This window comes from Methylomonas sp. 2F7 (assembly GCF_057126975.1).
This window is the reverse complement of sequence record NZ_CP195203.1, coordinates 4,205,321-4,230,661: the sequence shown is the minus strand read 5'-3', so window position 1 is coordinate 4,230,661 and position 25,341 is coordinate 4,205,321. Positions and strand designations below refer to the sequence as shown.

24 protein-coding genes are annotated in these 25,341 nt (G+C 50.4%); 8 read left to right on the top strand and 16 right to left on the bottom strand.

Going from position 1 to position 25,341, the window contains the following annotated elements:
* Positions 1–69: 69 nt before the first annotated feature.
* Positions 70–1,800 (bottom strand): multicopper oxidase domain-containing protein, encoded by a 1,731-nt coding sequence (locus ACR64Q_RS19080; RefSeq protein WP_026602472.1) that lies wholly within the window; start codon positions 1,798–1,800, stop codon positions 70–72.
* 255 nt (positions 1,801–2,055) lie between these two features.
* On the opposite strand from ACR64Q_RS19080, the gene ACR64Q_RS19075 reads away from it, so the two are divergent.
* Positions 2,056–3,756, top strand: coding sequence for a glycoside hydrolase family 17 protein (locus ACR64Q_RS19075; protein ID WP_026602471.1), 1,701 nt, complete (start codon positions 2,056–2,058; stop codon positions 3,754–3,756).
* A gap of 237 nt (positions 3,757–3,993) precedes the next feature.
* Positions 3,994–4,680: a hypothetical protein gene (locus ACR64Q_RS19070; RefSeq protein ID WP_026602470.1), complete on the top strand. Its 687-nt coding sequence runs from the start codon at positions 3,994–3,996 to the stop codon at positions 4,678–4,680.
* Between the two features lie 126 nt (positions 4,681–4,806).
* Here the strand turns inward: ACR64Q_RS19070 and ACR64Q_RS19065 are convergent, their stop codons facing one another.
* The 4 genes from ACR64Q_RS19065 to ACR64Q_RS19050 all read right to left on the bottom strand — a co-directional run bounded on the left by ACR64Q_RS19065 (position 4,807) and on the right by ACR64Q_RS19050 (position 9,448).
* Entirely contained in the window at positions 4,807–6,117 is a 1,311-nt protein-coding gene (locus ACR64Q_RS19065; RefSeq protein ID WP_026602469.1) for a GGDEF domain-containing protein, read from the bottom strand.
* Positions 6,118–6,132: 15 nt separating this feature from the next.
* On the bottom strand, positions 6,133–7,659 hold the full coding sequence (locus ACR64Q_RS19060) for a diguanylate cyclase (RefSeq protein WP_020484399.1): 1,527 nt from the start codon (positions 7,657–7,659) through the stop codon (positions 6,133–6,135).
* A gap of 125 nt (positions 7,660–7,784) precedes the next feature.
* Positions 7,785–8,390: a thiol:disulfide interchange protein DsbA/DsbL gene (locus ACR64Q_RS19055; RefSeq protein ID WP_026602468.1), complete on the bottom strand. Its 606-nt coding sequence runs from the start codon at positions 8,388–8,390 to the stop codon at positions 7,785–7,787.
* Positions 8,391–8,764: 374 nt separating this feature from the next.
* Positions 8,765–9,448, bottom strand: coding sequence for a c-type cytochrome (locus tag ACR64Q_RS19050; RefSeq protein ID WP_026602467.1), 684 nt, complete (start codon positions 9,446–9,448; stop codon positions 8,765–8,767).
* Between the two features lie 110 nt (positions 9,449–9,558).
* Here ACR64Q_RS19050 and yihA point away from each other — a divergent pair, with 110 nt between their 5' ends.
* The 4 genes from yihA to ACR64Q_RS19030 all read left to right on the top strand — a co-directional run bounded on the left by yihA (position 9,559) and on the right by ACR64Q_RS19030 (position 12,082).
* The gene (yihA, locus tag ACR64Q_RS19045) at positions 9,559–10,179 is read left to right on the top strand and encodes a ribosome biogenesis GTP-binding protein YihA/YsxC (RefSeq protein ID WP_313732742.1); all 621 of its coding nucleotides are present in this window, start codon (positions 9,559–9,561) and stop codon (positions 10,177–10,179) included.
* Between the two features lie 502 nt (positions 10,180–10,681).
* A complete protein-coding gene (locus ACR64Q_RS19040) occupies positions 10,682–11,068 on the top strand; it encodes a hypothetical protein (RefSeq protein WP_313732741.1) in 387 nt (128 codons plus the stop codon).
* Positions 11,068–11,463: a glycine zipper family protein gene (locus ACR64Q_RS19035; protein ID WP_313732739.1), complete on the top strand. Its 396-nt coding sequence runs from the start codon at positions 11,068–11,070 to the stop codon at positions 11,461–11,463. Before ACR64Q_RS19040 ends, ACR64Q_RS19035 begins: the two co-directional genes overlap by 1 nt.
* Before the next feature lie 103 nt (positions 11,464–11,566).
* Positions 11,567–12,082: a septal ring lytic transglycosylase RlpA family protein gene (locus ACR64Q_RS19030; RefSeq protein WP_313732738.1), complete on the top strand. Its 516-nt coding sequence runs from the start codon at positions 11,567–11,569 to the stop codon at positions 12,080–12,082.
* 148 nt (positions 12,083–12,230) lie between these two features.
* On the opposite strand, the gene ACR64Q_RS19025 is transcribed toward ACR64Q_RS19030, so the two are convergent.
* From ACR64Q_RS19025 to ACR64Q_RS19005, 5 genes are all read right to left on the bottom strand, one after another.
* Positions 12,231–13,700 (bottom strand): methyl-accepting chemotaxis protein, encoded by a 1,470-nt coding sequence (locus ACR64Q_RS19025; RefSeq protein ID WP_020484406.1) that lies wholly within the window; start codon positions 13,698–13,700, stop codon positions 12,231–12,233.
* Positions 13,701–13,703: 3 nt separating this feature from the next.
* Positions 13,704–14,243, bottom strand: a complete 540-nt coding sequence (locus tag ACR64Q_RS19020) for a PAS domain-containing protein (protein WP_313732737.1) — start codon at positions 14,241–14,243, stop codon at positions 13,704–13,706.
* A gap of 157 nt (positions 14,244–14,400) precedes the next feature.
* Positions 14,401–15,195 carry a response regulator gene (locus tag ACR64Q_RS19015; RefSeq protein WP_313732736.1) on the bottom strand — a complete coding sequence of 265 codons (795 nt, stop codon included), beginning with the start codon at positions 15,193–15,195 and terminating at the stop codon, positions 14,401–14,403.
* A gap of 3 nt (positions 15,196–15,198) precedes the next feature.
* The gene (locus tag ACR64Q_RS19010; RefSeq protein WP_313732735.1) at positions 15,199–16,641 is read right to left on the bottom strand and encodes an HDOD domain-containing protein; all 1,443 of its coding nucleotides are present in this window, start codon (positions 16,639–16,641) and stop codon (positions 15,199–15,201) included.
* Between the two features lie 4 nt (positions 16,642–16,645).
* Positions 16,646–19,453, bottom strand: a complete 2,808-nt coding sequence (locus tag ACR64Q_RS19005; RefSeq protein ID WP_313732734.1) for a valine--tRNA ligase — start codon at positions 19,451–19,453, stop codon at positions 16,646–16,648.
* 535 nt (positions 19,454–19,988) lie between these two features.
* On the opposite strand from ACR64Q_RS19005, the gene ACR64Q_RS19000 reads away from it, so the two are divergent.
* Together ACR64Q_RS19000 and ACR64Q_RS18995 are read left to right on the top strand one after the other, a co-directional pair.
* Positions 19,989–20,723, top strand: coding sequence for a PEP-CTERM sorting domain-containing protein (locus tag ACR64Q_RS19000; RefSeq protein ID WP_313732733.1), 735 nt, complete (start codon positions 19,989–19,991; stop codon positions 20,721–20,723).
* A 177-nt stretch (positions 20,724–20,900) separates the two neighbouring features.
* Positions 20,901–21,458: an MOSC domain-containing protein gene (locus ACR64Q_RS18995; protein ID WP_313732732.1), complete on the top strand. Its 558-nt coding sequence runs from the start codon at positions 20,901–20,903 to the stop codon at positions 21,456–21,458.
* A 110-nt stretch (positions 21,459–21,568) separates the two neighbouring features.
* Here ACR64Q_RS18995 and ACR64Q_RS18990 read toward each other — a convergent pair whose 3' ends face one another.
* The 6 genes from ACR64Q_RS18990 to ACR64Q_RS18965 form a co-directional block, all read right to left on the bottom strand.
* Positions 21,569–21,841, bottom strand: a complete 273-nt coding sequence (locus ACR64Q_RS18990; RefSeq protein WP_064037249.1) for a BrnA antitoxin family protein — start codon at positions 21,839–21,841, stop codon at positions 21,569–21,571.
* On the bottom strand, positions 21,816–22,094 hold the full coding sequence (locus tag ACR64Q_RS18985) for a BrnT family toxin (protein ID WP_313732731.1): 279 nt from the start codon (positions 22,092–22,094) through the stop codon (positions 21,816–21,818). Before ACR64Q_RS18985 ends, ACR64Q_RS18990 begins: the two co-directional genes overlap by 26 nt.
* Before the next feature lie 110 nt (positions 22,095–22,204).
* Positions 22,205–22,966, bottom strand: a complete 762-nt coding sequence (locus ACR64Q_RS18980) for a hypothetical protein (RefSeq protein ID WP_313732730.1) — start codon at positions 22,964–22,966, stop codon at positions 22,205–22,207.
* Positions 22,967–22,969: 3 nt separating this feature from the next.
* Positions 22,970–23,392, bottom strand: coding sequence for a YqaA family protein (locus ACR64Q_RS18975; RefSeq protein WP_313732729.1), 423 nt, complete (start codon positions 23,390–23,392; stop codon positions 22,970–22,972).
* A 60-nt stretch (positions 23,393–23,452) separates the two neighbouring features.
* Positions 23,453–24,352: a cupredoxin domain-containing protein gene (locus tag ACR64Q_RS18970; RefSeq protein WP_313732728.1), complete on the bottom strand. Its 900-nt coding sequence runs from the start codon at positions 24,350–24,352 to the stop codon at positions 23,453–23,455.
* Positions 24,353–24,486: 134 nt separating this feature from the next.
* On the bottom strand, positions 24,487–25,080 hold the full coding sequence (locus ACR64Q_RS18965; RefSeq protein ID WP_020484418.1) for a hypothetical protein: 594 nt from the start codon (positions 25,078–25,080) through the stop codon (positions 24,487–24,489).
* Between the last annotated feature and the right edge of the window lie 261 nt (positions 25,081–25,341).

Sequence of the window (25,341 nt, the reverse complement as noted above, 5' to 3'; positions counted from 1 at the left end):
CGATAGCAAAACGCCGCTGCCGGGCTTTAGCTCGGCAGCGGCGCTGGTTTGACGCGAAGCAGTGACAGACTACTTTTTAAACATCGCCATGATCCGCTGGCGATTGGCAAAGCCGACATAACTCAAGCCACCCAATATCAAGCCATACAGCAATTGCCCGAGAAATGACGACTGAGTTCCGGCTGCTTCCGCTTTCGCTGCAGCGTCGCCCGTATTCAACGGGGGAGGCGGTGGCGGCACAAAAGCCACTTGCTTTTTATTATTGATTTCCGGCAAGCCTAAGCTTTTCCAGGCATCGTAATCCTGCCAGGCCGGATATTTACCTTGCCAGAATTCTCTGGTGAAGTAAGGCGCTAAGCTCATGCCATGGACTTTTGGGATACCTTTCTCATCGGAAAAGCCTTTGTATACCACCAAACTGATGTCGCCGCCCTCGCCGATACCGTTAGTCGTGAAGGATTTCTCGACGTGGTCGTGAAACATCCAAACGCCTTGGCCGAAGCTGTTCAAACCGTCATCGACCCCGCTCAATTCCAGATCGATACGCTGGGCCGGCACCATGCCGTGCACGTCGCGTTTAATATAAGAGGATGGACCGTTATCGACGCCGTCGTAATGGGTCACCATCGGCTTGTGACCGTGCACGTGCAGTGCAAATGCTTCTTCATGACCGTTCAACACCCGCAATTTGACCTTTTTGTTTTCTTCCATCAGGATCAGCGATTCCCTTAAGGTATAAGGAAATGAGCGACCATTCAGCATGAAATAATCGGGGGTAGCATCAGTAATGTCATATTCCTGATTCATCCGCCGGGCAACGATCCGCGGATCATTAGCGGATCGCACCATTTCATGCAATTCCTTATCAACCGATTGATAGTGTAGATCGAACTCGGCCGCATATTTTTCTTTGACCGCTACCGAGGGATGGCGAACCTGTCCATTACCGACATTGAAAACCTGTACCCAGTTATTGGGGCGATTTTCCTCGACCACAAACATACCTTGCAAACCCATCGGAATATGGGTGTGCGGCTGTACATGGCAGTGATAATACATGGTGCCGGGTTGGCGCGGCTTGATCACATAAGTTTTGCTTTGGCCGGGCAAAACATCCATCTGCCCGGTTTGACCGACACCATCGTTACCTTCACCACTATGATCCATGTACGGATGATCCACACCATGCAAGTGGATTGAGTGCGGAAAGTAATGGCTGTTTTCCAGAACCAACCAAACAATATCGCCTTGTTCGACCCGTATCGTCGGTGATGGCGCGCGCAATAAAGGGTTCGCCACCGGCTCGTACAAGCTCAAGGTAGACATATCGCGAGTTTTCGGCGCGTAGACCCAGAAAGTCGGTTGGATGCCGGGGGCAACGTCAAAAGTGGTGGTGGGATCTTTCATGTCTGGCGAATGGCCGTTCAGTTCGGCAATTTCCAGCTTAATAATATAGTGGTCGGGGTCGCCGTCGCCGTCCATATCTTCGCCGAGCGTGATGGCATCAGCGGCGAGTTGTGTCTCCATTAGGGTAGACATTGAAATGTTATTGGTGCCTTTAACAAAAGCAGCGATTTCAGCAGGATTATCGGGGTTACACATCCGTGATTCTTGTATTTCGACTCCGTCGATCACTTGCGCATCACGCCACTTGGCATCGGTAAATTCGGAACAAACTTCCTCTGCCGCACCCATCTTGACGCTATTGGTCGCCGGTAGTTTGTCTACCGCTGCCATAGCCCATTGCGACGCCGGAAGCAGGATGGCGCCACACAGAATGGGGATAACCTTTTTATGCATACAAAACCTCATAAAACAGACGAATTGACGGAAGCCTTAAAAAGGTTTCCGAATATCAGAAAAGCCAGATACTGTAACCAGAACCCATGGGTAAAGTACAGTAATTATTTAATAAACTCGCGACAATCCTGACCGTTATTACACAGCTACCAAACGATGTAATTCGGGAAGGCGGCTAATGCCTTATAATTCCATGACGAGCGATTATTGCCAGTCAATCCGCGACATTTTTGCAACAGACCACTCAGCCAGATTATGCCCAGCATCAGAGTATTGCTTTGTTTGATTTTCATTTTTTTAGTTCACGGCAGTTTCGCCTGGTTGAACAATCAGCCGCAAGACGCTGGTACTGACGTACCCTCCGGCAAGTTGATGAGCCTGTCCTTCGCGCCGTTCCGGGAGGGCTTTAGTCCGCTGGAGGAAAAATTCCCGTTGCCGGAGCATATCGATGAAGACTTGCGCCTGCTGGCCGACAAAACCGAAAGCATCCGCACTTACTCCAGCCTTGGCGGCCAGCAACCCACCCCGGGGTTAGCCCGCAAACACGGATTGAAAATGATCCAGGGCGCCTGGCTTGGTTACGGTTACAAAGACAACAGTAATGAAGTCAATGCGTTGATCAAATCGGCCAATGAAAACCCCGACGTCGTGAAACGAGTGATCGTCGGCAACGAAGTGCTGTTGCGTGGTGATATGGATGTCGACCGACTGATCGGTTATATCCGCGAAGTGAAGAAAGCGGTCAAGCAACCCGTGTCTTACGCCGACGTTTGGTCGATGTATATGAAATACCCCAAACTGATCAATGAAGTGGATTTCATCACTATCCACATTCTGCCGTACTGGGAAGACGAGCCGATTTCAGTGGAAAACGCTTCGCAGCATCTGGAAAAAATTGTCAAACAGGTGGAAGACGAAGCCCGCGGCATCGCCCCCGGCAAACCTATATTGATAGGCGAGTCCGGCTGGCCCAGTGCCGGCAGGCAGCGCGGCATGGCCATTCCCGGCGTAGTCAACGAAGCCAAATTTATTCGCGGCATGATTCAGGTCGCCAATCGCCATGGTTTTGATTACAACATCGTCGAAGCGTTTAACCAACCCTGGAAAAGCGAGTTGGAAGGTGTAGTCGGCGCCAACTGGGGCTTGTTCTCGGCGGACCGCGAACCGGTATTCCCGTTGACCGGTCCGGTCAACGAAACGCCCAATTGGCCGATCCGCTTTGCCGTCGCCTCGCTGATCTGGTTGCTGGCAATCGTGAAGTATGCCAAAAAGCTGGAGCAGGTCTCGCTGATCCGCATGTTAGCGTTTTTCACTCTGGCGCAAGTCTTTAGTGTTTGCGTGGTGACATTGGCCGACTTTCTTTGGTACACCAGTTATAGCACCTGGCAAAGGCTTTATACCGTAGCGCTGGTAATCGCGAATACAATTCTCGGCGCGCTACTGCTTGAGCGTGGTAGCGATATTTTGATTGATAAATCAGGCTGCATTAAGTTGGCCAATAGCTTGAGAGCCGGTTATTTAATCTTTATATTGCTAGCGCTTTATAAAACCTACGGACTGGCTATGAATGGCCGTTATTTGAGCTTTCCGATCGAACAATTCACCGTTCCGGCTTTTGGGGTAATCGGTTTGATTGCTTGTTTATGGCTAAGTGAGCGCAAATTCAATGGCCGAGTTTTGGCGTTTGATAGCCTAATTGGCGGGGGGTTGCAAAGCCGCCGTGACCGGTTCTTTGCTTATTTACTTAGTTTTGGCGCTATCGCACTGATACTGGGAGAAGCCAAAGCCTTTCTGGATGGTCGCGATTTCATTCAAGCCCATCCCGGCTTATCCGAGGGCCTTCCCGTTGCGTTGAGCTATACCCTATATAACCAACAACTCCTTGGCTGGCTTGCTTGCCTGCTTATCCTATCCTTGCCGTTCTGGACTAACAATCCTAGTAAGCAGGACGCTTAAGTTTTCCGTTAACGGGTATTACGCCGTAATACCCGTTTTTTCCCGAACAAATCGCATCCAATATCGAGTGACAGTTTGCCGCGCGTCAATTTGTCACATTTTCAAAACACACATCCGCCATTAAACTGTATGCAACTCTTATGTATGCGCTCCCTCTCCTAAAGGGTAAAGAGTTTTAATATCCTTCCTCAATGCGGCCTCTGGGCCGCATCTTTTTTCTGGATGAGGTCGCTGTCTATGGAACGAAACTACTACTCGACTACGTCAACTTTCGTGCATCCTAACGAACTAAATTGGCGCACAGCTTTTCATGAAGCCGGACATGCTGCGGCTATCCATCTTGGCAATCGCCAAAAACAATTACCTCCGGTATTTTTCGAAATACATGTCAAACGGCCAGTTAACGCTTACGACGATTTTTTTGCGAAAGTCGTAGACGGCAACTTAATCCAAAACTTGCCGATTGCCGTCGTGGAAAGCTTTAACGACTTATCTGACGACAATCAGCAGCACGCCTGCCAACGCGCTTACGAAGCGGATGTAGTCAACTTATTGGTTGGGCCGTTGGCTGAAGCAAAATACGTGTCCATTCGCGACGACGAAGTTTTTAATATTAATCTAATAAGTTTCAATGCTTTACATAACTACGGCGGCTACAGTGATTTGGAAAAGGCGCTCAGCTACCTGGATCACTTTATCGCGTCAAAAACCCAGCGCGAAGAGAAAATGCAGGAATTGTTGCTCCAGGCTTATCGCTTTATCGACAATCGCCGCCATTGGAAATGTATCCTTAATTTAGCCCACTATATCCTGGACAGTCAGCAGGAAATCATCTCCTGCGATGAGGCAATCGGCATATTTGATCGCTGCCTGACTGCCAATACACCGTTCAGATCGGTTCGTTACCCATTTCTGTTTGGCTGAAAGTAAGCGAACAAATTGTTCAGGTGTGGGGAGCGATTTTGTAGGGGCGGCGCTAAAAAACTAACTTTTCGCGCTAGATAGTCTGAGAGTCTAAACGAACCGCCAAAAAGTGGGCGTCAGTAAAGACTATGGCTCGAACACCGTACAGCGATTACGCCCGCCTTGTTTTGACTGATAGAGCGCCTGGTCGGCCCGCACGAACACATCGTCATGCATATCGCCCTCATTAAACTCACTGATACCGCAACTCAGGGTTAGATTGACATTTTCGCCGTTAGAATTAAATCCGCAACTCTGAATCATCTTGCGGGTGTTTTCCGCCATTTCCAGCGCCTGAAACGCATTAGTATTCGGCATCAGCATGACAAACTCTTCGCCGCCGTAGCGAGCCACGAAGTCTGTTTCCCGACAGTTATTCAGTAATAATTGCGCAACCAAAGCCAGGGTTTTATCGCCGGACTTGTGGCCGTAGGTATCATTGATTTGCTTGAAAAAATCAATATCCCAAATGATCAGCGCTAGCGGCGCTTTATAACGCTTCCAACGCTTCAATTCCATTTCCGCGCGATTGTTGTATGCCAAGCGATTCGGCAAGCCGGTCAAGGAGTCGTTTAGGGCTTTGTCGTGCTCTATCTTGAGTTTAACGCGCAGGGTCTCGGTCTCGGTTTCCAACTCCTGCAATTTTTGCGTCATTAACTCAATTTTTTCTTGCGCATCCCGCTGCCTTTCATCTTCTATTTGTTTATGCTCAAGTAACCGCTCCAATAACCGATCAAGATGCTCGGCTGTCTGGTTCTTTAACATATCAAGTTCATCGGCAGCTTGTGTTGAGTCCTTTAGACTGCCCACTTGCCTATGAATTTCTGTATTCATAATCTCGCGATCATCAATCAATGCTCGATTAGCTTGCCCAGCTGTTTCTACGTCTTGTCCGAGCTCGTCCAGCTTCTCGCTCAAATCGCCTAGAAACACATCGATGCCTTTCTGCTCGGATGCGCTGTAATCTTTGATATTCAGCAGCAAGGTAATCGCCGAGTCGATGACTTTCTTATACGAATCCTCACTGAGATTAGCCCTGACCCGTTGCTTTAACAGCGAGGTCTGTTGCTGAAAACGCAAGGGAACCTCGGCATCGCTGAGCAGTTCATCCAAACGCTCCAGCAAATAGTTGTTTTGCAACGCAGGACCATCGTCTTCCCCCGCGCTAACATCCTGCTTGGCTTGCTTGGAAATGTGTAACAAAGTTTTAGATACAGCTTGCAATTCGGACAGTAGTTCATGGGAGTTCGCACCGCTCCGCAATTTGGCGCCTATCGCAAGCAGATGCGGCTCCAGCAACTTGTGGCTGCCTTGGCAAAAAATCAACAGCTGGATGACCAGCTTGTATAAAAACTTTTCGTTATCGAGCGGAGCGGAGTAAGGGGTAGCAGTCGCCATGTCTATCCGACTTGGTTACACGACAACACAGCGGTTACGGCCGGTTTGTTTGGCGCGGTACAAGCCTGAATCGGCTCTGTTGAAAATCGATTCATTATTATCTCCATCGATAAACTGGCTAATTCCGCACGATAAGGTAATAGACACTTTGTTGCCATTCGCATTGAAACTACTTTTTTCCACGGTTTTTCGAAGTTTTTCCGCTATCACTAAGGCGGATTTGGCATCTGCGCCGGGCAATATCATCACAAACTCCTCGCCGCCGAAACGGGCTACAAAATCGGTTTCCCGGCAGTGTTTGAATAATAATTCGGCAATAACAATCAGGGCCTTATCCCCGCACTTATGTCCGTAAGTGTCGTTGATGTTCTTGAACAAATCCACATCCCAAACCATCAGCGTCATCGGCAATTTATGCCGTCGGCAACGCGCCATCTCATCCGCCAAACGATCCTCGAATGCCAACCGATTCGGCAGATTAGTCAACGGATCGCGGGTTGCGCGATGTTGAGCAAGATCCAGCTTCGAGCGCAAATCAGAAGACTCGGACTCCATTTCCCGCAGCCTTTGCGACAAGATCTGCATTTCGCGCTGGGCCTTATCCCGTTCCTGTTGTTCCTGAAGATTGTGCGCTTGAATTTGTTGCGTGATAGTGGTTAATCGACTACTGACAATTTGTTTCAGCGGCTCAAGCTGCGTCGCGTTCTCCGACTTTTCGCGTAGCTCCATGATTTGCTCGGATACGGCCTGATCCAGCAGATTACGCTTCTTAACTCTTATTTCGTTTGCGGCGTTAACGCCGGTCGCTTTTACACCTAACTCGGTTAATTGCTCGGTCAATTTCGACAAAAATGCCGCCATCTCCTGCTGTTCCGATTCCAAATGTTTTTTTACCGCCAACAGCAAGGCAACCGTATCGTCAAAAATAGGCCCTAAGGCTTGATCAGCATGCAGCCGGTTTTTGATCTTTTCGGCATCTTCGGCAAACACCAACGGAATTTCAGCATTGTCCAACAAGCGGACCAGTTGAATATTGATAGCTTTAGCATCTGCCCCGGTCAGTTCCAAGGCCAAGTCAATGTTGGCAGGCGGCTTGTTGTCTTCTATAAGCTCCAACAGGGCCAGATAAAAGGCCTGATTGTTACTGAAGAGGCGGTTTTCGTATTTTTCGCGAATCTCATCGAGCTGATCCAAGTGTCGGGGATATTGCTTGCCAAGAAACTCGAACAGCAATGAAGCGTCCATGAGGGTAGGCTCAGGCGATTCTTCCAGCATTATCAGCGCGTTGGAAAATGCCGATAGCTCTTTCTGCAATTGCTGACTTTGCAGGCCGCTTTTTAATAAATTGCGAATACGGTTTAAGTGAGGGTCGAGTTGCCGGTTCAGGCCTTTAACGGCCAGCGCAAAACGGACGATGGTTTTGCACAACAATTCTTCGTTGGCTTTGTATTGTTTTTCAGTGTGTTCCTGGTCGTCCAACAGCTTGAGGTATTTTTCCTTCCACCTGTCCGGACCCTCATCCTTGTTTTTAAAAAAAACCATGAAACGTGCCCTAATTCTGAAATTCTTAGTCGCTTGATTATAGACTATCGTTGAATTTGTGAAGAATATCCTACAATCAGCATTCGCCCCTCACGTCCTTGTGCGGCAATTCGTTAGTTGGCCGTTTATTTTTTCTGACTTTCTTGTGCTATCAATTGATTAACAACGGTCAACATATTGGCTTGGGATTTGGCGGACTGCGCAGTGACTTTGTATTTACCGTTGACGATCAACGCAGGTACACCGCTAATACCATAACGCGGACCGGTAGACTCGGCCTGACGCAATTTGGCATCGACTAAAAATGAGTTAAAAGCGCTACGAAACTCCTCGTCCTTAACCCCATGATCGGCAAAAAACTTCGCGAGTTCGTCTTCGCTGACTAATTTTTGCTTCTTGTTTTGAATCGCATCGAACAGATCGGCATGGACTTTATCCAAAACGCCCAACGCTTCGGCAGTAAAATAAGCCTTGGCATGCTTGCCCCACAGATCGCTGAATACCGCCGGTTGACGGATAAACTCAACATGGGCCGGCTTGGTTTTCAGCCATTCCACCATGGCCGGCTCCAGGCTATAACAATGTGGACAGCCGTACCAAAAAAATTCTATCACTTCGATCTTGTCCGGATTTTGTACCGGCTGCGCCGGCGTTATGGCTTCGTAACCGCCTTCAGCATTTGCCAGAGAAGAAAAGCTCAACAGTCCCAATAATGCGATTATTTTTAACATCAACGTTCTCCGTAATAATGTATTCCCGATAAAAAACCATGTTCACGCTAAAATGCGCAAACAATTTGACAACAAACCGAGCGCAACCATCAAGCCAAGGACTTGTCATATCCACGCTTCGTCAAGCTCTCACGCAGTCATACCGCATCTTTCAAGCAAATGACAATCCCACAATCTATCGGCAATAAACCCCTGCGAAGACTGACCTTACCCAATTTTCAAGGGTAGGCTAGTTACGCTCCAGCCGTCAGGGATAGCGGTATTCAGTGCGAGGACGGTAGATTGCGACATGAATGAGGAAGAGAGTTTAATCCTTGTGAATTAAGGACTGGATCAAATCCGGCAGAGCAGCGGCTCCGCCGGACAACGAATGCTTATTTCATCGTGGAGATGTAGTAAGCAACCGCTTTAATATCCTCGTCAGTCATTTTGGTGGCGATCATGTGCATCATGTTTTCCCGATTATTGCTGCGCGCGCCGGTTTTGAAATCAGTCAGACTTTTAATCAGATAATCAGCATGCTGAGAATGCAAGGACGGGAACGAGGCCGGCTTATTGCCTTCCGCATAAGGGCCGTGGCATGCCACGCACGCCGATACTTCGCGGCTGATATTACCGTTACGGTATAAATCGCTACCTTGCGTAATTAAGGCGTCCAGCGCGGCTTTTTCTTGCTCGGGTGTTTTAGCAGGCGCATCGTCGTCATCACTCGGCGGCAGTTTCGGCGCCGGATTGGTGGAAATTTTGTTGCCGGCATAATAACTGGCAAGTTCCTGAATTGTCTGATCATCAAGGCCCGCCGCCAATGGTGCCATCATAGGCGCCAAGCGCGCGCCACTCTTGAACGCTTGTAATTGTTTAACCAAATAAGTTTGGTGCTGTCCCGCTAATTTCGGAAACGCCGGCATCGTGCTGTTACCGTCTTCGCCATGGCAGCCCGCGCAACTGGCGGCTTTGGTTTTTCCGGCGCTGGCGCTGGCATTACCTTGCGCGTTTACATGGCCGGCGGCGGTTGCCAACAACAAAGAGATGGAAACAGTCAGCAATTTTTTTATCATTATGGGCCCCTGCTCAGGAAGGTTGATCGACATTAAGCAAGCTGATGTCAGCCGCCGGACGTTATAATGCCCGGATTCTAACCGATTTATAAACACTAAGCGAGACTGTGATGAATCCCATCTACCACCAGGCCAAGTTCATCAACAGCGCCCCCAAACTGAAGGACGCACCGCCCGACCAAGGCATGGAGATCGCTTTCGCCGGCCGTTCCAACGCCGGTAAATCCAGTGCGATCAATACCCTCGTACAACAAAACGCCCTGGCACGCGTCAGTAAAACCCCCGGGCGCACGCAATTGCTGAATTTTTTTGAAATCGACGCGAAGCGCAAACTGGTCGATCTACCCGGTTACGGCTACGCCAAAGTCCCGGAAGCCATCAAAAAAGAGTGGCGGCACATGATGGAAAGCTACTTGCATGATCGCCAAGCTCTGTGCGGCATCGTCCAGGTCATGGATATCCGTCACCCGCTCACCGACTTCGACTGGCAAATGGTCGAGTGGTGCGAGCACCGTAAACTGCCCTTGCACATCCTGTTGACCAAGTCCGACAAACTGAAATTCGGCGCGGCCAAGACGACTTTACTACAGGTGCAACGGGACTTGAGTCAGGCGGATATTGTGGTGACCTTGCAGTTGTTTTCGGCTTTGAACAAAGTCGGGATTGACGATGTGCACCAGGTTTTGGATGAGTGGTTTGGATTCCGGAAGATGGTGGTTTCAGAGGATTAGGCTTCCCCGTTCTAACGAGAAACCCAATATCTCCTTTCAAATACCAAATATCTTCTTGCTTAAGCGACAGGAGATAGAGAACAGCGGCTCTGAATCCGCCTGAACGACCAGCAAACCTTTCAACTTCGAATGCATGCTAAAAAGAACAGATCTAACTGTTTTGCAACCCAGCGCGACTGCATGCTGATATGGCCCGTTCCGGTTAATTGCGAATCATGGCATTGAGGTCAGTCAATAATATGTCCGGGTTGTTACTGATTTCCTTGCTTAGCTGACTGTTAACCAAGCCCTAAAATTTCCTGGTACCGTCATTCCAGCGGAAGCGGGAATCCACCGTGACAACTGGGCTCCCGCCTACGCGGGAGCGACAATATTTGCGGGCCGGTTTAATAGTCGGCGCGGCGATATTCTTAATCCGATCATAATCTGCCCTTAATTCTGTTTTAAGCCAGCCTCCCTAGAATTTGCCGCAACTGAATAATTTCCCAACAAGGAGTCGTATATGTTCAGAATGACAAATATCATGTTGATCGGTTTGTTGTTTTCGTCAATGGCTTTGGCCGACGACGATTGGGGCGAGCATCGCCATCATCGGCACCACCATCATCATGAGCACGGCTACGGCCGCGAGTATTATCCGGCTTACCCGGTGGAGCGCGTGTACGTGCCCGAGCGAGTAGTAGAATACGTGCCCATGCAACAGCGCTATTACGCGCCACCGTCACCCCCGCCCGTCAGATATGGTGGTTACGACCAGCGTTCTCCGCAGGGCTTGGTTGGCGGTTTGGTGGGCAGTGCTATGGGTTATGAAATGGGTCGGGGCGACCCATTGGCGGCCGGTATTGGTGCTGCGGCCGGTTCGTGGATTGGCAATGGGATGAATAGATAATGAAGAAGCTCACAGTCTGTTCAGTCACTGCTGCTTGTCTGTTGTTATCGGCTTGCGCTTCGCAAACCGGTTGGGCGCCAACCGTCGACACTTACAATAACCAGAACTCTTATCGCTTGAATCAGGATATGCATGAGTGCCAGCAATTGGCATCGCAAGCGTCCGGTGGCACCGCGAAGGAAGCCGCGATAGGCGCCGGCGTTGGCGGTCTGATTGGCGCGGCCGGTGGCGCCGCTTTGGGTGCTGTGCTCGGCAGCCCTGGAAAAGGTGCGGCTATCGGTGCGGCTGCCGGCGGTATCGGCGGAGCATCCAAACAAGGTATTCAATCCGAAGACCGCTATAAAAATGCCTATAACAACTGCCTACGCCAACGTGGCCATCGGGTAGTTAACTGAGCAATCCGTCAAGTCAAACCAGCTCGGCAATCTCTTCTGAATTTTTCAAGTCAATCCATTGAAGACTGCTTGTTTGAGCAGTCTTCCTCGCGGAGAAACAGTTATGTTTTTAGATACGGTATCGGTTTTTTCAAGCCGATTTAGCCTCAACGTGCGGCGATGGCGCGCGGTTATGCCGCTGATGTTTCTTAGTCTGCTTAGTGCTTGTTCCGGTATTCCAACGCTGCAACGCAATGATGATCAAGCGATGCTGCCCGGTACTACCAAGACCACTTACACTAAATCTTACAAAGTTAAAGGTAAAACTTATTCACCCATGCACAGCGCGTTGGGTTACAAGGCGCAGGGCCTGGCTTCCTGGTATGGCGCAGAGTCCGGTAATTTTACTGCCAATGGTGACCGCTTCGATCCGCGGGGTATGACGGCGGCGCATAAAACGCTGCCGATTCCCTCTAAAGTTCGGGTGACCAATCTGCGTAACGGCCGTTACGTGGATGTGGTGATCAACGACAGGGGGCCTTTCAAAGCTAATCGACTTATCGATCTGTCCCAGGGCGCGGCGGAACAGATCGGCATGCGCGGATTGGCGGAAGTGACGGTGGAATATTTGGGAAGTTAGGCTGGTTCAGGCTTTTTGCTGCGCTTGGCCGTCTCCTTTATGCCCTGTGGGTACGCAGATAGGGGGTTTATGGGAGATTAGGAATGACGCAACGCCGGCGCTTGGCACCGAAGCCACTGAAGTTGCGACGATTCGGTACAGCTGAGTGCTATACGTTTTTGTGTCTTTCTTCCACCATTGCATCGATATATTGCATCACCTCGGCGCTGGCGGCCTCGGCCAGTTGCATTTGCCGAATGATCTCATCGAGCATGCCTGGATCATCCACCCATTTGTCGCGAGAAACTTCATAAGCCTTTTGTGTAGTCCTATGCACATCGGCATGCGGTTGATTCAATTTAGCGTAAGCGCTGGTCGAGCGGAATTTTTCATAACCCAGTCCCTCGTAATACCATTTTCCTAAGCGGCAATTATGGTTGTCTACCATGATGGCTTGGTGATGAGGGCATTCGTTGGCTGTTTCGACGGCCACATAGCCGTTTTGTTTGTAGACCACATGATCGAGTTTAGCCAGGACGCCGAAAGATTTGTCTTTGGCATAAGAAATGTAATCGACCGAGATCTTTGCGGACCGGGATAAATTGGAAAATTGTTGGCGGAAGGAATTGACTTGCGCCAGTATCTCTTGCGAAAGCGCAGAGGAGCTTTCCGCTTCGGTTTGCATTTGTTCAACCCGCTTATTGAACGACTTGAGGGTTCTGGACACCTCAAGTGCGGCGTTCTTGGTGTGTTCGGAGAGATTTTTGACTTCGTCGGCGACCACCGCGAAGCCTCGGCCGTGCTCGCCGGCGCGTGCCGCTTCTATCGAGGCGTTTAAGGCCAGCAGGTTGGTTTGATCGGCAATCCCGGTAATCATCGATAAGGATTCGGTGATTTTTTTACTGTCGTTAATTAGCGCGCCGATTACATCCGATACCGAATGCACATTGGAGTTGATGTCCGACAGGGAATTACTGATGGTTTCTACGGCGGATAGGCTGGCGTTGGCGTTCTCGCCTGTTTCCACAGCAATATTCTCTACCTTCTGCATTTGCTCGGTGATATTGAGCAAGTCGCTTTGATTACCTTTCAGATTGTTGAGCAGATTGTTGGTGTTGAGCGCATGCAGGCCTGCCGATAAACGCCGTTTGATCGTCAGTTTGTCGTTTTCATCCATTAATTTGATGGCGTCGTTCATATTCTTCGCCGACTTTTTCAGTATGCCTGGAAAGCCGTCAACCAGCGCATAACGGTCATAATTGCCTTCTGCGGCGTGTTTAAAACAAGAGTTCATTTCTTTGAAGTAAGACTCCATGATGTCCAGGGTCTCATTCAGCTCCCAGGCTATCTTGCCGACTTCGCCCATGCCGCGCGTTTTGGTGACGCGATGATAGAGTTGGCCTTGATTAGTGTGTCTTAACACTTCTTCGATCCGCTCTAAGACCAGCAGGCATTGTTTGCCGGCGTGCCAGGCATCGAAGGCCACCACCGGTAACGGCAGTAGCAAGCCAAGCATGAGCCAGGAAAATCCATGCGTAATAAGCGTGTCGATGAAAGCGGCAACAGTGAAAAATATAATGGTTGCCACAGCATAATTCAGCTTGGTTCTTAAAAACGGAATATTGGCGTTTGAATTCATGGCTTACACTCCGTTGGGTTTATACAGGCTTAACACCAGGCTATTGTAATTTTTAGCGCCGGCTTGCTGAACCACGTCGAATAGGTATTCCAGCGATTTATCCGGGGCATCTTTAACTGAATGGCGTTTCTCGATGGCCAACATTTCCTGATAAATCGGTATGATGACCCCAAGTGCGTTACGGGGCGGGTTACGGCGCACCGAATAGTAACCCTGCAATTTACCGTCTTTGTCATAGTCCGGTGTAATGTTGGCAAATACCCAATAATATCCGCCATCCCGGCATAGATTTTTGGCAAACCCGAAAAACTCGTCACCGGCTTTTAAGGTATTCCACATGAATCTAAACACGCCGCGCGGCATATCCGGGTGTCTGATGATGTTGTGTTGTATGCCCAGCAATTGGTGTTCCGGATAGCCGGCGATTTCCATAAAAATGCGATTAGCGTAAGTGATCCGCCCCGATGTGTCGGTCTTGGAAACGATAAAATCGTCATCCGCGAGTTTTTTTTCGTTATTGTTAGGCGTGATAGTCGGCTTCATATTCCGTACCTTAATTTGGGGCTATTGGTGGTCAGTCCAGGCATATTTTGTGCGAAAACCGGATGAGCTTGATCATGAGCGCATCGGACATTGCTTCGATCCGGGGTTGCGATAGCCGCGCATGTTGTGTGGTATTCGCTCGCCACACAAGATTAGCTCAATTGAGCAAATTAATCAGGAGGCGTTTGATTGAAGTGGCTTCGAAGGGCTTGTCAAGTATGGCTGATACTTCGGATTTCTCTATCGCCGCCAGGCGATTTTGGTTTTGCTCGCTGGTGACCATGAGAATGGGCACCGAGCCGCGCTCGGGATGATTGCGGATATGGTCTATCAACTGCAAGCCGTCCATCTCCGGCATGTTGTAGTCGGTAACGACCAGATCAAAATACTGCTGATTGAATATCTGTAAACCCTGTTTGCCGTCATGAGCCGTAACGATCTGGTAGATGCCGATGTTTTCGAAAACCCTGGTGAGATATTTCAACGAGAATTCGCTGTCGTCCACCAGCAGTACTCGCAGGTCTTCGACATCCAGGTGCGTCAGGTTAAGTTTTTCCGGGCGAACATATTCCAGCGTGGAATGCAGGGCGGTTTCCAAGGCCTGACGGGTAAACGGCTTGGGTAATATGGCAATCGCGCCGGCCTGGCGGATCGGTTCAAGGTATTTGATATTCGTCTCGCTGGAAATGAGCAAAAAGGCCATTTCATACGAGGCATCGTCGTTGCGCAGTGCGTGCACCAATTCCACGCCGGTCATGTCCGGCAGGTACATGGAGCTGATAATCAGATCGGGGCGGGAGTGCTGTAAGCGTTCGAATAGCTCGGCGCCGCTTTGCACACAGGTAATATCGTTTATATCGCAGTCGAGTAAAAAGTGGGAGATGATCTGCTGCTGAGTATGGGACGGTTCGACGAGAAAAACCTGTAAATTGGCAAGCTGATGGTCTGACATGGATTAGTGGTTTTTCATGCAGTATAGGGTTAAACCGATATGCGCTTGTTTGGCAAAGTGCTTGGCTGCGATGAAATCCTCGCGAGTTAAGGGTAGTCCATGAATAGAGTGGTCGCAATAAATAAGGCCGACAGTCTTTTTTTCCGCATAAACCGGGAAAACGAAGCACTCGTATTCGCCGATATGCTGGCGGATCTGCGCGGTGTAAAGCTCATGATGTTGCTGGGGAAACAGCCAGACACCTTCTTGCTGTTGTAGGGCGTGAAACAGTAAGTTTGCCGAGGGTTCGGAATTGTATATGCGGATTTTTTGGTCGAGCGCGATTTTGTGCCAGCCCAGGGAAAATTTTTCGTTTAGCGTCTGTTTATCCGGACTGAGCAGCATGAATAGGGTTCTGTCCATTTCCACACCGCGATGTATGCCTTCCAACACCATTTCAAATAGGCCGTTCAGATCGATCTGGCCGCTGATGTGGCTGCTGATGTCCTGCAAAATTTGAAATTGCAGCTGCTTCTTATCGGCCTTTTCCTCTTCAGCGTCTTCGAATTTGGCGATGATAGCTTCGGTGCTGATGAATTTGGAGGCGTCGTTAGCGCCGAATTGCCGGGCAATGTGCACCGCTTCCAAAGTGTTTTTGTCGATCTTGGCTTTTAGGGTTGCCGGCGGCAGGCCGGAAAATTCAGCAACTTTTGCCAGACAAGCCTGCATTGCTTCCGAGTCTTTGCCCGATTTAAGCGCCGCGCAGATCTGATGACCCAGTTGCACCATTTGCACCCGTCTCTCCGCGGAATCCGGTTTGGCGATGGCTTCTTCGATCAAGCCGCTCAGGCACCAGGATTTGCTCAGTTTTTTGCCCAAGTCCTGCAAGGTAAAACCCAGTATTTTTTTCTCGGCTTCGCGATTGTTCAGCCCGCTTTTTTCTATCAGTTCGTGGACTTTTTTGGATTGCGGATTGCCGGAGCACCAGAAGGCAATATGGCCGATATTGTGCAGTAGGGCCGCGATAAACACTTCTTCCGGCGAAGTGTCGCCCATGCTCAGCGCCAAGTCTTTGGCTTGCACAGCAGCGTGCAGAGCCAGTGCAATTTCCCGATTGGCCCTGTCCTTGTTGGTGGACGACAGCATCGCTTCGAAAAACGAACAGGCCAGGGTCAGTTCCCGTATTACTTCTGCACCCAGCACGACAATGGCCCGCGATACGGTGCTCATCTTTTGCTTGGAGGGGTTGTAATAAGGACTGCTGCCGACCTTAAGCAGTTTGGCGGTGAGATTAGGGTCTTGCAGAATCACCGTCGCCAGCTCAATGGCCCCCTTGTGCCTGTCGTCCAACGCCGCGTAGATGTTATGCGCGGTGTTGGAGAAGATCGGCATTTCCTGCACGCGGAGCAGCTCTGTCCATTCGTCCAGAGTTTGCGGTGGCTTTTGCGCGGTGCCGGTGGGGGTCATATGTTTACAAAGCTTTGATTTTGGCGAATTGCTCGTTCAGGCTTTTTAAGGATGATTGTAAGCCCGCTAGTTTCTCGCGCTCTTTCTCGATCACTTCCGGCGGCGCTTTGTCGACAAACGCAGCATTGCCTAGTTTGCCTTCGATGCGTGGTAGTTCTTTTTCGATGCGCTGAATTTCTTTTTCCAGTCGTGACAATTCGGCATCCTTATCGATCAAGCCGGCCATCGGGATCAGGATTTTCATGTCGCCGACCAATGCAATGGCCGATTCTGGTGTGTTGTCGTCCGCTGCCAGCCAGGTAATGCTTTCCAGTCTGCCCAGTTTCAACAGATAACTTTCCCCTTCTTTCAGGTAGACCTGGTCGGTAGCGCTGCCGTTTTGCAGTAATACGTTCAGCGGCTTGCCGGGGGCGATGTTCATCTCACCACGTATTCTGCGGATGCCGAGGATGAAGTCCATTGCCCACTGAACTTGGGCTTCGGCATCTATGTTGATCGCCTCACCGTCGCTTTCCGGATAAGGCTGCAGCATGATAGTGGCGGCGGTAACGCCGGCCAAAGGCCCAACCCGTTGCCAGATTTCCTCGGTGATGAATGGCATGATCGGATGCGCCAACCTTAGAACGGTTTCCAGCACGCGCAACAGCGTTTGCCGGGTACCGCGTTGCAAGGTTTCATCGTCGCTTTGCAGCGAGATCTTTGCCAGTTCCAGATACCAGTCGCAGTATTCGTTCCAGGTAAATTCGTAGATGGCTTGCGCGGCAAGGTCAAAGCGGTAGTTGTTAATCGCGTCGGTAGTAGTAGCGATAGTGCGATTCAAGCGTGACAGAACCCACAAGTCGGCTTGGCTGTAAGTACACTCAGCGCAATCGATGCCGTTGTCTTGATCTTCGGTATTCATCAAAACATAGCGGGCCGCATTCCACAATTTATTGCAGAAATTGCGGTAGCCTTCGGTACGTTGCAAGTCAAAACGGATGTCGCGACCGGTCGAAGCCAATGAGGCAAAGGTAAAGCGCAGCGCGTCGGTGCCGAACGATTGAATGCCATCCGGGAATTGCTTGCGGGTGGCTTGTTCGATTTTCTTGGCCAGATGCGGCTGCATCATGCCGGACACCCGTTTGGCAACCAAGTCTTCCAGAGCGATGCCGTCGATGATGTCGATTGGGTCCAGCACGTTGCCCTTGGATTTGGACATCTTTTGGCCTTCGGCGTCGCGCACCAAGCCGTGGATGTAAACTTCCCTGAACGGCACTTCGCCTTGAAACTTCAAGCCCATCATGATCATCCTCGCCACCCAGAAGAAAATGATGTCGAAACCGGTGACCAATACACTGGTGGGGTAATGCTTCGCCAATTCCGGGGTTTGCTCCGGCCAACCCAAAGTCGAAAACGGCCACAGCGCCGACGAGAACCAGGTGTCCAGTACGTCTTCATCCTGTTTCAATGGGTAATCGGCGGCCAGGCCATGCGTGGCGCGGATTTCCGCTTCGGAATGGCCGACATAGGTATTGCCTTGGTCGTCGTACCAGGCAGGGATGCGGTGACCCCACCAGATTTGCCGGGAGATGCACCAATCCTGGATGTTGCGCATCCACTCGAAATAGGTGTTTTTCCAGTTGTCCGGTACGAATTTGATTGCGCCGGTTTCGACGGCTTCGATCGCTGGCTTAGCCAGCGGGGCGATTTTCACGTACCACTGGTTGGTCAATAACGGTTCAATCACCGCGCCGGTGCGGTCGCCGCGCGGTACCATCAATTTATGATCGGCGACTTTTTCCAGCAGGCCTTGGGCGTCCAGATCGGCGACAATTTTCTTGCGGGCTTCGGATCTGTCCAGGCCGATATAGGCCTCAGGAATAATAGGAAAGCCGTCGTCGTTGCCGTGTATCGCCGCATCGACGGTAAAAATATTGATTAAGCCGCCATGCGGTTGATCGGCAATCACTGACATTTGTTTATGGCGAGTCCAGACTTCGTAGTCATTGAAGTCGTGGGCCGGGGTGATTTTGACGACACCGGTACCGAATTCAGGATCGACGTACTCGTCGGCAATAATCGGAATGCGGCGGCCAGTCAGCGGCAGTTCGACGAATTCGCCGAGCAGATGTTTATAGCGCTCGTCATCGGGATGTATCGCCACTGCCGCGTCACCCAGCATGGTTTCCGGGCGGGTGGTTGCCACCAATAAATGGCCGGTGCCGTTGGTCAGCGGGTAACGCATGTACCACATCGAACCGTTTTCTTCTTCCGATAACACTTCCAGGTCGGAAACGGCGGTGTGTAATACCGGGTCCCAGTTCACCAGGCGCTTACCGCGATAGATCAGGCCTTCTTCGTACAGTTTGATGAACACTTCCTGCACCGCGTCCGACATGCCGTCGTCCATCGTGAAGCGCTCTTTTTCCCAATCCAGCGACGAACCCATCCGCCGCAATTGGCGGGTGATGGTCCCACCGGACTCTTCTTTCCATTCCCAGACTTTCTCGATAAACGCCTCGCGGCCTAAATCATGACGGGTTTTGCCGTCGGCGTTGATGATGCGTTCCACCACCATCTGCGTCGCTATACCGGCGTGGTCGGTGCCCGGTTGCCACAGCGTGTTGTAGCCTTTCATTCGGTGATAACGGGTCAGCGCATCCATGATGGTGTCTTGAAACGCATGCCCCATATGCAAACTGCCGGTGACGTTGGGCGGCGGAATCATGATGCAATACGACTCGCCATCTTGCTTGGCGGCAAAATAACCGCTCTCTTCCCAAAGTTGATACCAGCGTTGTTCGATAGCGTGCGGGGAATAGGTTTTTTCCATGTTTTTGTTGGATGAGCTTGGGTTGAATTCTAAAACCTTATTTTAACCGTAAATTGGCTGCGGACTGGAATTTAACCGGCAATGTAGCCGCTCTTCATCGAAAGCACTCGATGCGAGCGCTAGAGTAAATTACTCCGGCACTGCTTGGGAAATGTATCTTGTCGAAAAAATTTACATTTAAATCAGATTTTAGCTGTGATAGCGGCAAGGTTGGCTTGTTAGGCGATTTAGATAAAGAACGGTTAGCTCGGATTAGGCTATTGCAAGAAAGTCGTGCTTTTATATCTGATTGATTTTTCGTGTTTTTTGACTGTCAGTTGCCCATGACTCAGGCGCGCTATCGTTAGATAAAACTAACTGGTCAGCTGCTTTTTTACTATTGGCCCAGTAAATGCTTGGGATTTTTGGTCAACAGCTTAAGGCGGGCGACGTAATAGCGACGAGTGTCTTTTCATCATGCATTTCCTAAACGTCCGTAATTTCTTGACTTGGACAGTCGTAGTCAATGTCGAATTTTTTTACAGGAGAGATATCCATGCAAAACAGTAAACCAACGATTAATGCAGTTAACAGATTGCGCCGACAAGTAAGCTCTCACTCGCTTGCAGCTATATTTGGCGCTGCGTGCGTCTTAACCTCATGGTCTAGCCAAGCTTCAGTGCTTGATTTTAACTATACAACGAAGCAAATTACCGCAGCCGATGCCAAAGGGTTGGGCCCTTTGCTTCCAACCGGTCAAAGCAATCAGTATATCAGCCAATCCTATGGAGACCAATCTGGTTTGGATGTGTCTATTCGTTATTACAACACAAGCGGAGTCTATACTAGTAGTCTGCAAACTTGGCCTAGTGGTTACGATGAGCTTCCGTTTGCCGCTTGGTTCGGTGATAGTTCTGGTGGTGACAAAGCCCAGATCGAACTTGCTTCGGTCGGCGGTAGTAGCGTAACTTTGAACAGCTTTAGGCTGGGGTCTTGGTCTGGAAGTGCAGCAGGAAGAGCTGAAACCGTCAAAGTTTATGAGTTGGGTGTGGCAGTTCCGGTGTATGAATTCTCCGGATTGATTGGTGTAAACAATTTATCGAATCTATTCAGCTTCAGCAACTTGACATCAACTAGTGGTTACTTGATCGAATGGAGTAACCCATGGTGGACCGGTATCGGTTCGGTAAGCTACGATGTGGTGCCAAGTTCTGTGCCCGTACCTGGCGCTGTTTGGCTGTTCGGGTCTGCCTTGGCGGGCATTGTGGCTCGCAGTCGCCGTTCAGCATAGGGCCCCAAGGATGTCCTGAACAAAGTGAAGCGCATCTGTCGCGACAGATGCGCTTCCTAACGTCGGCACACCCTTTTAGGACCACTGGGTTGAACAGCGTGAAACCCAGCACCGAAGGCGTTTTGCTGGGTATCAACCCAGCCTACAGAGCTAAACGCACCAAATCCCCACCCAATCATGACTCTCCACGATCTCACCCAACAATTCGCTTCAGAAGGCCGGATCGAAGCAATTATCATCCGTCCGGCACGTGGCGAGCCTGCGGTTGTGGTTGATGAAGCCCGCGCAGAGCTTGGGAGAGGATTGCTGGGCGACCGGCGGGCAACCGCTGCGCGTTCCGGCAGGCAATCGTCAAAACGGGAACTGACTTTGTTTCAGGCCGAACACTTACCTGTTGTCGCCAATTGGTGTGGCCTCGTGGAATTAGAGCCGACTCAACTGCGGCGCAATCTCGTGTTTTCGGGGCTCAATCTTATCGGTATGCGCTCGCCGTTCCCGGATGCGATATTGGAATGGGCGGTGGGCGATGAGGTGATTATTCAAGTCACCGGGCCTTGCGATCCGTGCTCGAAAATGGCTGCGGAATTGGGCTTGGGAAGCTATAACGCGCTACGCGGTCACGGCGGGATGACGGCTCGGATTTTGGCCGGCGGCTTGATTCGAGTAGGTGACCGGGTACGCTTGAATGCGATTCAAAATGTGGAACCGAAGGCTAGGCTGGGTCAAATAAAGTGAAACCCAGAACTGGTAGCTCCGATTGGCGATAGCGTAATCGGAGGAATGGGATGTTTCAAATTCGTGCGATTGCAAATGCCGGGCAAATTTTGCTAATCAGCCATTTGATATCAAACCAGCGAATGTTCCTTGAGCCATTCTTTCAAAGCGTCGTTCATCCGAGTTTGCCAGCCGCTCCCTGTCGCGCGGAAAGCAGCGATGACATCGGCGTCAAAACGAACAGTCGTGGAAACCTTGGTTGGTGCCTGTTGTTTGCCTCTGCCGCGCAACACATTCTGTAACGACTCTGGCAATTCGGAAAACGTTGATGCGTTTTTAAAATCGTCGGACGTCAATTCACGGACTTCACCATCCGCATCAGTCAAGGGTAAGGGATTTGCCATGTTTGCGAGCCTCTCTCGAATTAGCTTTGCGAAAACTGATCACCCGGATGCCATCGGGAATATATACAAAGCACAGAATATGGAGTCTATCGTCGAGATAACCAATTGTGATCCAGCGAATTTCGCCATAGTCGCGCCGGTCATCGATCAAATAGACAGCGGTTTCAAAGTCGAATTCGTCGGCCCGTTCAAAGCTTAAGCCACGTTCCCGCAGGTTTTTATCGCTTTTAGCGTGATCGAATTCGATGAGCATGGCTTACTGTAACGGTCATAAGCGCAATTGGGCAACTATTTTGTTACTACATGCTTGTGATGTAGTAATTGCTAAAAAGAAGGAATAGGGGCTAGCTGGTTTGGCGCTTGTCAGGCCCGCTGCCGCTGCAACACCAGTGCGGTTTTGGTGAAGGCCTGCAATACCGGCCCCGCGCCGGCAATAGCCACCGCATCGACCAAACAATACCAGGCGGTAACGCCGCTGGGCGGGTTGCCTTGCGGCAGGTGTGAGGCTGGATCGATCTCTGCCCAGGCCCAGGTGCCGGCGCTGGTGCCGACGATTTCCAGCCAGGACGTGATAAAGAACGCTCCCAAGTAAACCATAGGCGAACGGCCCTTGAATAAGTAGCCCAAAAACACCACAAACAGCACGGCGCCGATAATGTCTAGGCGCCCAATGCCACTGAGGCCCCAAGCGACCCAGGTACCGCAGACAGCAACAACGAAAACCGCAATGCGGCGGGCGTGTCTCTGGAACAGTCCGGAACGACCCAGTGCCACCGCGGTGAGATACACCAAGCCATGGCCGGCGGGCACGTAGGCGGGGACGTTGCCGAAGCGGTAGATATAGCCTTTCATATACACGGATGCGAAGTACTCGCCGATCACCGCAAACGTCACCGCCACCGCTACTTGGGTGCGCACATATTTGCATTCGCCGCGCAACCAGGCAATCAAGAACAGCCAGCCAAAAAATGCCAACACATATTGCATGAATTGCGGCACGAAGCCGTCCATCGTCAAACAGATGGTGGTGGTTACAAAAGTGAATGCGGCAATCTGATAATCGCGTTTGTGGTGCTTGGCGACGATATTGGCGGCGGGGAAGTGCGGTAAGGAAAAGAAACTCATGATTTATACGAAGGCGTAGGCGACGGCGATATAACGCAACACTTTACCTAAAAAAATCGCTAACAGCGAGGACAGTATCGAAAGGCGCAACCAACCGCCGGCAAAACACAGGCCGTCGCCAACCAGCGGCAGCCAGGAAAATAGCAACGCCCAACTGCCCCAGCGGCGCACGGTGTTTAATGATTTTTGATGTTGTTTTGCTAAAGCATCGGCGGGATATTTTTTGGCGGCCCACAGCCCTAGCCACCAAGTCGTCATTGCGCCCAAGGTGTTACCAATAGTGGCGATGGCTACCAATTGGCTGACCGAGTGCTGTTGGCTGTTAACCAGATAGGCCAGGATCGCTTCCGAACCACCCGGTGCAACAGTGGACGAGATGAAGGCGCTGATAAATAGTCCCAAAGGGCCGAGCGATTCTAACTGCATTTGTTTGGCTCATAAAAAAAGCCCCTGAAACAGTTGTTTCAGGGGCTTTTTGCTTAGTCTTTATTTATCCGGTAAGGCGATGACGTTTTTGCCGGATACCATTTTGATCAGCCTGCCAATCAATTGCATGACATAGCCAACGCCATGCGCGACTTGCTCCAGCACGGTGGCGATAATCTCGCCGGCACTCATGCCTTTAAAACGTTTTGCCAACCAAGGCGCGGCAATAAAGCCGATAGCTAAACCGATCACTGTGGTGCCGGAAATAATTGAATCATCGACTGCTGCAGCCGGTGCGGGGGCCGCCGCGGCTGCTGGGGTTGCCACAGGTGTGCTGCTGGGAGCCGGCGCATCAAGCACGGGGTCATAAGGTTTGCCGCTGTAATCGTCCGGGAAAATCGCTGCGGTTACGCCAGGAATGCTGGGTAAGTCTTCACTACCTTTGCCGACTTTCAATTGGGCTTTCATGCCTTTTTCCATGTGCTGAGCGATGTCGCAATGCACTAAATAGGTTTTGTCTCCCGGAGGCAGGATCAAGGTACCGGATACTTTGCCGGGACCGCTAACTTCCAAATGGAACATGCCTTTCGGGTACAAATATTTCGGTAAGCCATGCATCATCCATTGATGGCGGATATCATCATCGTTGATGAAATGTACTGTTAGCTTGGTGCAAGGTTCGAACTGAAATTCCTGCTGGTCGAACGCAAACATGGTGCCGGGGAATTTCTCGGAATATTTGTGTCCGGCATGCACGGTAATTTCCTTGGTCGCGGCGATTTTGTCGCAGCCGCCGGGCAGAGTGTCGGTGTTTTGGCCCATGACCATGCCGCCATCCATATCCATCAAATGACCGTCGCCGTGATTCATCATCTGATTGTGATCCTGGATTTCTTTTGCGGACACAGTATTAACAGACAAGGCACAGACCAGTGTGGCAAGTGATACGAATTTCACCATTATTGCATTACCTCGAAGGGGCGTTATGTATAGCGTCGATTATGCCGCGATAGTTCTGATTGACAAGGCTGCCGGAAAGTACGTTATTCCGCCGCGCAGCATAGGCGGAATAACGATTCTTGCGGCGTGTTTCTTTAGATTTCTTTGGCTTTACCGATCATCTCGTCGACTTTGCGTTTAAAGCCGGCGTTAGACAGATAAAAAATGTACAAGCCAGCGAACAACACCAATGCATACAAGGCATAGCTGCCTTTGCTGGTCGGTTGACCTGCGCCGGCTTTAAAGCTCATGTGGGCATCCAATCTTTCGCCGTTATCCTGCAGTAGCGTGATGTGGATCAGATGTTTGCCGGCTTCTTGTACGCCTGATGGCAGGTTCAATATGACGGTGCCGGATTTGTGTTTTTCGGCTGCTTGGAAGAAAACCCGTTTACCTTCCGGCTCTTTGGTCACTTCAAATTCGATAGCCATGCCGCGATAGCGCTGGTCTTGATAGTCGAAGACCAATTGAGTCAATGTATTGACATCGGGAATATTGCCGCAGAACTCTTCCGCCGGGTAGGCATTAGGCTGGTAAGCGGTGTAATGGATCCAGTGGTCTTTTTCCAGTTCGAACTTACATTGGTCAGTATCGGTACCCGCCGCACCGCCGTGCGCCAATACTGCTGATGAAAAAATCAGGCCCAACAAGCCCAGTAAACCGTTTCTTAATATGCGAGAGCTTCTCATAAATACCCTTCCCGTGTTAATAAATGCTGTAGTTTTTATTATTTTTCATGTGGTTATACATGAACGTGTTTAAATCATTGGCGAACGTAACTGCCTGATTTCGATCAAAACAGCGCCTAACTCTAGCACATCGCCCTAGCCAAAGAAAGGCTATCGTGCCGTAGTTGAGATGATCGATTCAAGCTGTAATTTTTTTTGTCAGCAATCAAAGACAATCCTTATAATGGGGTTATGAATCATTCCTTTAAATTGTCTCTGCCT

Bases quoted from the DNA above. Each gene is read 5' to 3' on its own strand.
- ACR64Q_RS19050 (WP_026602467.1), bottom strand. From the start codon at position 9,448: ATGATAAAAAAATTGCTGACTGTTTCCATCTCTTTGTTGTTGGCAACC.
- yihA (WP_313732742.1), top strand. From the start codon at position 9,559: ATGAATCCCATCTACCACCAGGCCAAGTTCATCAACAGCGCCCCCAAA.
- ACR64Q_RS19080 (WP_026602472.1), bottom strand. From the start codon at position 1,800: ATGCATAAAAAGGTTATCCCCATTCTGTGTGGCGCCATCCTGCTTCCG.
- ACR64Q_RS19015 (WP_313732736.1), bottom strand. From the start codon at position 15,195: ATGTCAGACCATCAGCTTGCCAATTTACAGGTTTTTCTCGTCGAACCG.
- ACR64Q_RS19040 (WP_313732741.1), top strand. From the start codon at position 10,682: ATGTTCAGAATGACAAATATCATGTTGATCGGTTTGTTGTTTTCGTCA.
- ACR64Q_RS19010 (WP_313732735.1), bottom strand. From the start codon at position 16,641: ATGACCCCCACCGGCACCGCGCAAAAGCCACCGCAAACTCTGGACGAA.
- ACR64Q_RS19070 (WP_026602470.1), top strand. From the start codon at position 3,994: ATGGAACGAAACTACTACTCGACTACGTCAACTTTCGTGCATCCTAAC.
- ACR64Q_RS19020 (WP_313732737.1), bottom strand. From the start codon at position 14,243: ATGAAGCCGACTATCACGCCTAACAATAACGAAAAAAAACTCGCGGAT.
- ACR64Q_RS19055 (WP_026602468.1), bottom strand. From the start codon at position 8,390: ATGTTAAAAATAATCGCATTATTGGGACTGTTGAGCTTTTCTTCTCTG.
- ACR64Q_RS18985 (WP_313732731.1), bottom strand. From the start codon at position 22,094: ATGCTCATCGAATTCGATCACGCTAAAAGCGATAAAAACCTGCGGGAA.
- ACR64Q_RS19000 (WP_313732733.1), top strand. From the start codon at position 19,989: ATGCAAAACAGTAAACCAACGATTAATGCAGTTAACAGATTGCGCCGA.
- ACR64Q_RS19060 (WP_020484399.1), bottom strand. From the start codon at position 7,659: ATGGTTTTTTTTAAAAACAAGGATGAGGGTCCGGACAGGTGGAAGGAA.
- ACR64Q_RS19035 (WP_313732739.1), top strand. From the start codon at position 11,068: ATGAAGAAGCTCACAGTCTGTTCAGTCACTGCTGCTTGTCTGTTGTTA.
- ACR64Q_RS18965 (WP_020484418.1), bottom strand. From the start codon at position 25,080: ATGAGAAGCTCTCGCATATTAAGAAACGGTTTACTGGGCTTGTTGGGC.
- ACR64Q_RS19005 (WP_313732734.1), bottom strand. From the start codon at position 19,453: ATGGAAAAAACCTATTCCCCGCACGCTATCGAACAACGCTGGTATCAA.
- ACR64Q_RS18970 (WP_313732728.1), bottom strand. From the start codon at position 24,352: ATGGTGAAATTCGTATCACTTGCCACACTGGTCTGTGCCTTGTCTGTT.
- ACR64Q_RS19030 (WP_313732738.1), top strand. From the start codon at position 11,567: ATGTTTTTAGATACGGTATCGGTTTTTTCAAGCCGATTTAGCCTCAAC.
- ACR64Q_RS19075 (WP_026602471.1), top strand. From the start codon at position 2,056: ATGCCCAGCATCAGAGTATTGCTTTGTTTGATTTTCATTTTTTTAGTT.
- ACR64Q_RS18980 (WP_313732730.1), bottom strand. From the start codon at position 22,966: ATGAGTTTCTTTTCCTTACCGCACTTCCCCGCCGCCAATATCGTCGCC.
- ACR64Q_RS18990 (WP_064037249.1), bottom strand. From the start codon at position 21,841: ATGGCAAATCCCTTACCCTTGACTGATGCGGATGGTGAAGTCCGTGAA.
- ACR64Q_RS19025 (WP_020484406.1), bottom strand. From the start codon at position 13,700: ATGAATTCAAACGCCAATATTCCGTTTTTAAGAACCAAGCTGAATTAT.
- ACR64Q_RS19065 (WP_026602469.1), bottom strand. From the start codon at position 6,117: ATGGCGACTGCTACCCCTTACTCCGCTCCGCTCGATAACGAAAAGTTT.
- ACR64Q_RS18975 (WP_313732729.1), bottom strand. From the start codon at position 23,392: ATGCAGTTAGAATCGCTCGGCCCTTTGGGACTATTTATCAGCGCCTTC.
- ACR64Q_RS18995 (WP_313732732.1), top strand. From the start codon at position 20,901: ATGACTCTCCACGATCTCACCCAACAATTCGCTTCAGAAGGCCGGATC.